Source organism: Ameyamaea chiangmaiensis (assembly GCF_013376175.1).
Taxonomy (GTDB): domain Bacteria; phylum Pseudomonadota; class Alphaproteobacteria; order Acetobacterales; family Acetobacteraceae; genus Ameyamaea; species Ameyamaea chiangmaiensis.
This window is the reverse complement of record NZ_JABXXR010000156.1, coordinates 1-5,891: the sequence shown is the minus strand read 5'-3', so window position 1 is coordinate 5,891 and position 5,891 is coordinate 1. Positions and strand designations below refer to the sequence as shown.

The 5,891-nt window shown below is 68.3% G+C and carries 7 protein-coding genes; 6 read left to right on the top strand and 1 reads right to left on the bottom strand.

The window, feature by feature from the left end:
* From HUK82_RS13820 to ribH, 4 genes are all read left to right on the top strand, one after another.
* Nucleotides 1-860 (top strand): bifunctional diaminohydroxyphosphoribosylaminopyrimidine deaminase/5-amino-6-(5-phosphoribosylamino)uracil reductase RibD (locus tag HUK82_RS13820; protein ID WP_176614515.1); only part of this gene is annotated, 860 nt, incomplete at its 5' end.
* Between the two features lies 1 nt (nucleotide 861).
* Nucleotides 862-1,458: a riboflavin synthase gene (locus tag HUK82_RS13815; RefSeq protein WP_176614514.1), complete on the top strand. Its 597-nt coding sequence runs from the start codon at nucleotides 862-864 to the stop codon at nucleotides 1,456-1,458.
* Nucleotides 1,446-2,723: a 3,4-dihydroxy-2-butanone-4-phosphate synthase gene (ribB, locus tag HUK82_RS13810; protein ID WP_176614513.1), complete on the top strand. Its 1,278-nt coding sequence runs from the start codon at nucleotides 1,446-1,448 to the stop codon at nucleotides 2,721-2,723. Before HUK82_RS13815 ends, ribB begins: the two co-directional genes overlap by 13 nt.
* Nucleotides 2,724-2,768: 45 nt before the next feature.
* Complete coding sequence (gene ribH, locus HUK82_RS13805; protein ID WP_176614512.1) at nucleotides 2,769-3,251, top strand: 6,7-dimethyl-8-ribityllumazine synthase; 483 nt, start codon at nucleotides 2,769-2,771, stop codon at nucleotides 3,249-3,251.
* A gap of 109 nt (nucleotides 3,252-3,360) precedes the next feature.
* Here ribH and tsaD read toward each other — a convergent pair whose 3' ends face one another.
* A complete protein-coding gene (gene tsaD / locus HUK82_RS13800) occupies nucleotides 3,361-4,488 on the bottom strand; it encodes a tRNA (adenosine(37)-N6)-threonylcarbamoyltransferase complex transferase subunit TsaD (RefSeq protein WP_176614511.1) in 1,128 nt (375 codons plus the stop codon).
* 42 nt (nucleotides 4,489-4,530) lie between these two features.
* On the opposite strand from tsaD, the gene hemC reads away from it, so the two are divergent.
* Together hemC and HUK82_RS13790 are read left to right on the top strand one after the other, a co-directional pair.
* Nucleotides 4,531-5,598: a hydroxymethylbilane synthase gene (hemC, locus tag HUK82_RS13795; protein ID WP_176614510.1), complete on the top strand. Its 1,068-nt coding sequence runs from the start codon at nucleotides 4,531-4,533 to the stop codon at nucleotides 5,596-5,598.
* Between the two features lie 58 nt (nucleotides 5,599-5,656).
* On the top strand, nucleotides 5,657-5,891 hold a 235-nt coding region (locus HUK82_RS13790; RefSeq protein ID WP_394367506.1), incomplete at its 3' end, for a uroporphyrinogen-III synthase.

Below are 5,891 nucleotides of genomic sequence, written 5' to 3'. Positions count from 1 at the left end.
CGGGCCAGCCCCACGCGGAGGCCGCTGCACTGGCGCTGTGCGCCGAACGCGGGCTGATGCACCGTGCGGCGATCGCGGTGGTAACGCTGGAACCCTGCAATCATACGGGCCGGACGCCACCGTGCACGGTGGCGCTGCTGGCCTCGCCGGTTCGCACGGTGTGGATCGGTGCTGCCGACCCGAACCCACATGTGGCGGGTGGCGGTGCGGCGCGTCTGGCCTCGGCGGGGTGCGCGGTCCATTTTCTGCACGACCTCGGCGCGGATGCGGCGCGGCAGGCCCGGGATTGTACCGCCCTGATCGCGCCTTTTGCGAAAGTGTCGTGCCGGGGAGAGGCCTGGATCACGGTCAAGCAGGCACTGGACGCCACGGGTGGCATGCGGCCGCCGCCGGGCGCGCGCGTGTTCACCTCGGCCGCGGCCCTGACCCACGCCCATGTGCTGCGTCGCGCGACCGACGCCATCGTGACCGGGACGGGCACCGTTCTGGCTGACGAGCCAGGGCTGGACGTGCGGCACGTGCCCGATCATCTGGCGCGCGCACCACGTGCGGTCTGGGTCTGCACACGTGGGGACGCCGTGCCGGCGGCGTGGGCAGAGCGCATGCACGCGCAGGGCCGCGACGTCGTTCTCTGTAACGATATCTCGTCCTTGCCCGCGCGTCTGGCGCAGTCGGGCGTGCTGTGGGCGATGGTTGAGGGCGGTCCGCGCCTGCTTGCGTCGCTTCGAAAACATGACGCATGGGACGACTGGTTGACGATCGCGGTCCAGCCGGACGGGTCGGAGAGCGTGCGCGCCGAAACGCGCGTGCCGGGCGTCTCGCCCCTGTCGCTGTTTCCCTTTGACCATGGGGGGGCATGAGATGTTCTCGGGCATTATCGAAACGCTTGGAGTGGTGCGCGGAATCGTCGACCAGGATCGGCAACGCCGGATCCGTGTCGCAACGCGGCTGATGGACCTGAGCATGGGCGAAAGCATCGCGGTCAACGGGGTATGTCTGACCGTGACATCGTTCGATGCCGAGGGAGACGCGGATTTTTTCATCAGCGCCGAGACGCTGGCGCGAACGTCGCTGGGGGCCTTGCGCGAAGGAAGCCGCGTTAACCTCGAACGCGCCGTGACACTGGCGACCCGCCTGTCCGGTCATATCGTCCAGGGACATGTTGACGGGACGGCGACACTGCTTGGTCAGGACGAACAGGGGGAGGCGCATTGTCTGACCTTTGCGGTTCCGGATCGTATCGGACGCTATCTGGTCGAAAAGGGTTCGATCGCGCTGGACGGTATCAGCCTGACGCTGAACAGCGTTCATGACCACGACGGGCAGACGCGGTTCGGCGTCACCATCATCCCACACACATGGACGCACACGACGCTCGGCACGACTGGCGTCGGTGCGATCCTGAACGTCGAGATCGACATGATTGCAAAATACGTGGAGCGGCTATGCGCCCGTTGACGACAGACACCGCGCCGAAGGCGGGCACGGCGCTGGCCGCGGCGGTCGCGGCCCTGAAAAGCGGCGGCATGATCATCGTGGTCGACGATGAGGACCGCGAGAACGAAGGCGATCTGGTGATGGCCGCCGATCACGTCACCGCCGGGGCGATCACCTTCATGGTGACGCAGGGGCGCGGGCTCGTGTGCCTGCCGATGGACCACGCGATGGCCAATCGGCTCGATCTGCCACCGATGGTCCGCGACAACACGTGCCGGCGCGGAACCGCCTTCACCGTCTCGATCGAGGCCATGGAGGGCGTGACAACCGGCATCTCGGCGGCCGATCGGGCCCACACGATCCGCACCGCGGTGGCGGCGGGCACGGTACCGTCCGATCTTGCGCGGCCGGGACACATCTTTCCGCTGCGCGCCGACCCCGGGGGTGTACTGGTCAGGGCGGGACATACGGAAGCATCGGTGGAGCTTGCGGTCATGGCGGGATGTTCCCCGGCGGCCGTCATCTGCGAGATCATGAACGATGATGGCACCATGGCGCGCATGGACGACCTGCGCGTCTTTGCCCGCGCGCATGACCTGCCCATTGTCAGCATTGCCGAGCTGGTGGCGTTCGCGCGCGCGACCATGGTGAACGGCCGGGCTGCCTTACAGCCCCGGGTCGTGGCGGTTGCGGAGGCGGCGCTGCCGAGCCTGCATGGCGGTGACGGCTGGCGCGCGCATGCGTTCCGCGATGCCGACGGGCAGGAGCATCTGGCGCTGGTGCACGGGTGTGTCGATGACGGCGTGCCGCTGGTGCGTCTGCATTCGGAGTGTCTGACCGGCGATGCCCTCGGGTCGTTGCGGTGTGACTGCGGTGCCCAGTTGCAGCAGGCCATGCGCCTGATCGCCGGTCAGCCTGCCGGTATCGTGCTGTATCTGCGCGGGCACGAGGGGCGCGGAATCGGTCTGGCGAACAAGATTCGCGCCTACGCGCTGCAGGACGACGGGGCGGATACCGTGGATGCGAACCGGCATCTCGGGTTTGCGGACGACGCGCGCGAGTGGAGTGTTGCCGTTGCGATCCTCCGGACGCTGGGTGTGCGGACGCTCGATCTGCTGACCAACAACCCGGCCAAGCGTGACGCCCTGACCGCCCATGGCCTGGAGGTGCGGCGTCGCGTGCCGATCCAGACGCCGCCCAATCCGTTCAACCGGGCCTATCTGGCGACCAAGAGCGCCCGCATGGGTCACGCGCTGCCGGCACTCGCGCAGGGCTGCCTGTCCTGAAATCCCGCTTTCAGAGCATTATGTTTTCCAAGGATTATTCTGATCATGTCGACCAACCGCCCTTCGACCTTGCCCGTTCTGTCGTTCGAGACGATGCCCAGGCTGGCGCTGCTGACCAGCCGATTCAACGAGGCCGTCACACACGGTCTGCGTGACGGCGCGCTTCAGTGGCTCGCCGAACACGACATCGTCGTGCGCGACGAAGACAGTTTCGACGCGCCCGGCGCGTTCGAACTGCCGTTGCTGGCGCAGACGCTTGCCCGCACCGGCCGCTATGACGGCGTGATTTGCCTTGGCTGCGTCGTCAAGGGCGACACGGCCCACTTCGAGTTCATCAGCCTTGGCGCCACGGTCGGCATCATGCAGGCGTCGCTCCAGACGGGTGTGCCGATCGCGTTCGGGGTTCTTACCACCTATTCGGATGCGCAGGCCCAAAGCCGCTCCGCGTCCGACGAGCACAACAAGGGAAGGGAGGCGGCGGCCGCCTGCGTCGAATCCCTCGCCCTCATCGCCCGCATCAACGCCTAGAACACGTCCACTGAACCCTGGGTCAGTGCAAACGCACTGACCCGTTGTTGCGCGAGCATCTCCACCATCGAATGTGGTCATTCAAACGGGATCGGCGCGGGCGCCGCGTTCACCGGACCACGTCGAAACGCTCGGCCATCTCGGCCAACGGCCAGCGCGGACGCGGGCGGACGGCCGTGTCGTCGAAAGGCCACCGGCCCAGACCGGCCGCCGCGCGCATGGTTTCGATCGCCGCCCAGCCGACCATCACCGCATTGTCGGTGCACAGGCGAAGCGGCGGGGCGGCGAACGGCAGCCCCCGTTCTGATGCCAGTGCCATCAGCCGTGCACGGATCGCGCCGTTGGCGGCAACACCGCCGGCCACGACCAGCGTCGTCGCTTCGGGCAGAAGATCGAGGGCGTGCGCGGCCCGGTCGACCATCACATCGGCCACGCATGTCTGGAAGCTGGCGGCCAGATCGGCCGCGTCGCGACGTGGCAGGGCGCCGGCTCCATACGGTGCCAGACGCTGCGCCACCGCCGTCTTGAGACCCGAGAACGAGAAATCGCAACCGGGTCGCCCCAGAAGCGGCCGGGGCAGGGGGTGGACGTCGTCTCGTCCCTCGCGCGCCAGTGCCTCGATCGCAGGTCCGCCGGGCCAGCCGAGGCCGAGCATCTTGGCCACCTTGTCGAACGCTTCCCCGGCCGCGTCGTCGATCGTCCCGCCCAGTTTGCGGTAACGCCCCACCCCCTCGACGGCGATGCACTGGCAATGACCGCCGGAGACCAGCAACAGCAGATAGGGGAACGGCGCGCCGCCCTGGACCACCCCGGGCAGGCGGGGGCTCAGCGCATGGGCCTCGATATGATTGACGGCGATGAACGGCAGCCCGAGGGCAAGTGCCATGCCCTTGCCGACACCGCTGCCGACGATCAGGCCGCCGATCAGGCCGGGCCCGGTGCTGGCGGCGATCGCCCCCAGATCGGGGGCACTCAGGCCCGCGTCCCGCAGGGTCGCCTCCACAAGCCCCGGCAGGGCGGCAAGATGCGCGCGTGCCGCGATTTCGGGCACCACGCCGCCGAACGCGTCGTGCTCGCGCTGCGTGTGCACCCGTTCGGCCAGCACGCGCCCATCGGCATCCAGGATCGCGCACGCCGTGTCGTCGCACGACGATTCGATCGCCAGCACCGGCGCCCCGATGGCACCCGATCGCCGTGTTTCCAGAGCCGACGAAATTTGTGGGCCGCCCTGCGTCATTGTCGTCTTTCCTTCATGCCCCGCCGGTAATAGAGAAAGCCGATGTCCTTCGCACCCTCTGCCGGCGGTTCGCCTTCGCCGGTGCTACAAAAAATCGCGGCCGAAGCCGATGCGCGGCGTCGACGCGGGACCGTTCACGACCACCGTCGCACGTTGCCGATGCGGGTGGGCACGCGCGCGTCGCCGCTGGCGCTGGTCCAGACACGGGCCTTTTTAACGTTGCTGACCCGCTTCTGTCCCATTCTGCGCGATATGGGGGCATTTCAGGAACACCAGATCAACACGACCGGCGATCAGGTGCAGAACCGCGCCCTGGCGGAGATTGGTGGCAAGGGTCTGTTTGCCAAGGAAATTCACGAAGCCCTGTCCGATGGCCGGATCGACTTTGCGGTCCATAGCCTGAAGGATCTGGAGACGACCCTGCCGCCCGGTCTGGTGCTGGCCTGCACACTGCGCCGCGAGGACGCGCGCGACGTCCTGATCCTGGGGCCCGATTGCAGCGCGCCATTGCCGGAAGACCCGTATGCGGCGCTTCCGCCGGGGGCGCTGGTGGGCTGTGCCTCCGTCCGGCGGCAGGCCCAGATCATGCATGTGCGGCCCGACCTGCGATTCGGCCTGTTGCGCGGCAACGTGCAGACGCGTCTCGACAAGCTCGCCGCGCGGCAGTGCGACGCGACGTTGCTGGCGCTGGCGGGCTTGCGGCGCCTGGGTATGGAAGACCGCGCCGATATCGTCATCGACCCGACCGTGATGGTTCCCGCCGCCGGGCAGGGTATCGTCGGCGTCACGGTGCGCGAGAGTGATGTGGAACTGCGCGAGCTTCTGTCCGCGATCGAGGATTTCGAGGCGCGTGCCGTCTCCACCGCCGAGCGCGCCTTGCTGGCCGAACTCGACGGTTCCTGCCGCACGCCGATCGGCGGCCATGCGCGGCTGGAGACCGGCAGCGACGGGGCGCCCCAGTTGCACCTCACCGGACTGGTTGCACGGGAAGACGGATCGTTCCTGCTCAAGCGCCACATCACGGGTGCGCCGTCCGATGCCGCGCGCATCGGCCATGCGCTGGGCCGCAGCCTGCGCGCCGACAGTCCGGCGGACATTTTTGTCGACTGAGCATCACGCGGGTCCGGCCGAACGGCGCGGGGTTCTCGTCACGCGCCCGGAACCGGGGTTGTCCCGGACGATGGAGCGTGTCGCGGCTTTGGGCTGGCGGCCGATCGCGTCGCCTATGTTGCGGGTCAGGGCCGCGGGGCGCGCCACGTCGACCGCACCCGCGCAGGCCGTGCTGGCCACTAGCGGCCAGGCGCTGGATTATCTGCCCCCGGATCTGGACCGGCGGTCCCCGTTTTATGCGGTGGGCGACGCCACGGCGACGCGCGCGCGGGCGGCCGGGTTTGCCGCAGTCG

What these genes read in the sequence shown, in the direction of transcription:
- HUK82_RS13815 (WP_176614514.1), top strand. Translation starts at nt 862, where the DNA reads ATGTTCTCGGGCATTATCGAAACGCTTGGAGTGGTGCGCGGAATCGTC.
- ribB (WP_176614513.1), top strand. Translation starts at nt 1,446, where the DNA reads ATGCGCCCGTTGACGACAGACACCGCGCCGAAGGCGGGCACGGCGCTG.
- ribH (WP_176614512.1), top strand. Translation starts at nt 2,769, where the DNA reads ATGTCGACCAACCGCCCTTCGACCTTGCCCGTTCTGTCGTTCGAGACG.
- tsaD (WP_176614511.1), bottom strand. Translation starts at nt 4,488, where the DNA reads ATGACGCAGGGCGGCCCACAAATTTCGTCGGCTCTGGAAACACGGCGA.
- hemC (WP_176614510.1), top strand. Translation starts at nt 4,531, where the DNA reads ATGTCCTTCGCACCCTCTGCCGGCGGTTCGCCTTCGCCGGTGCTACAA.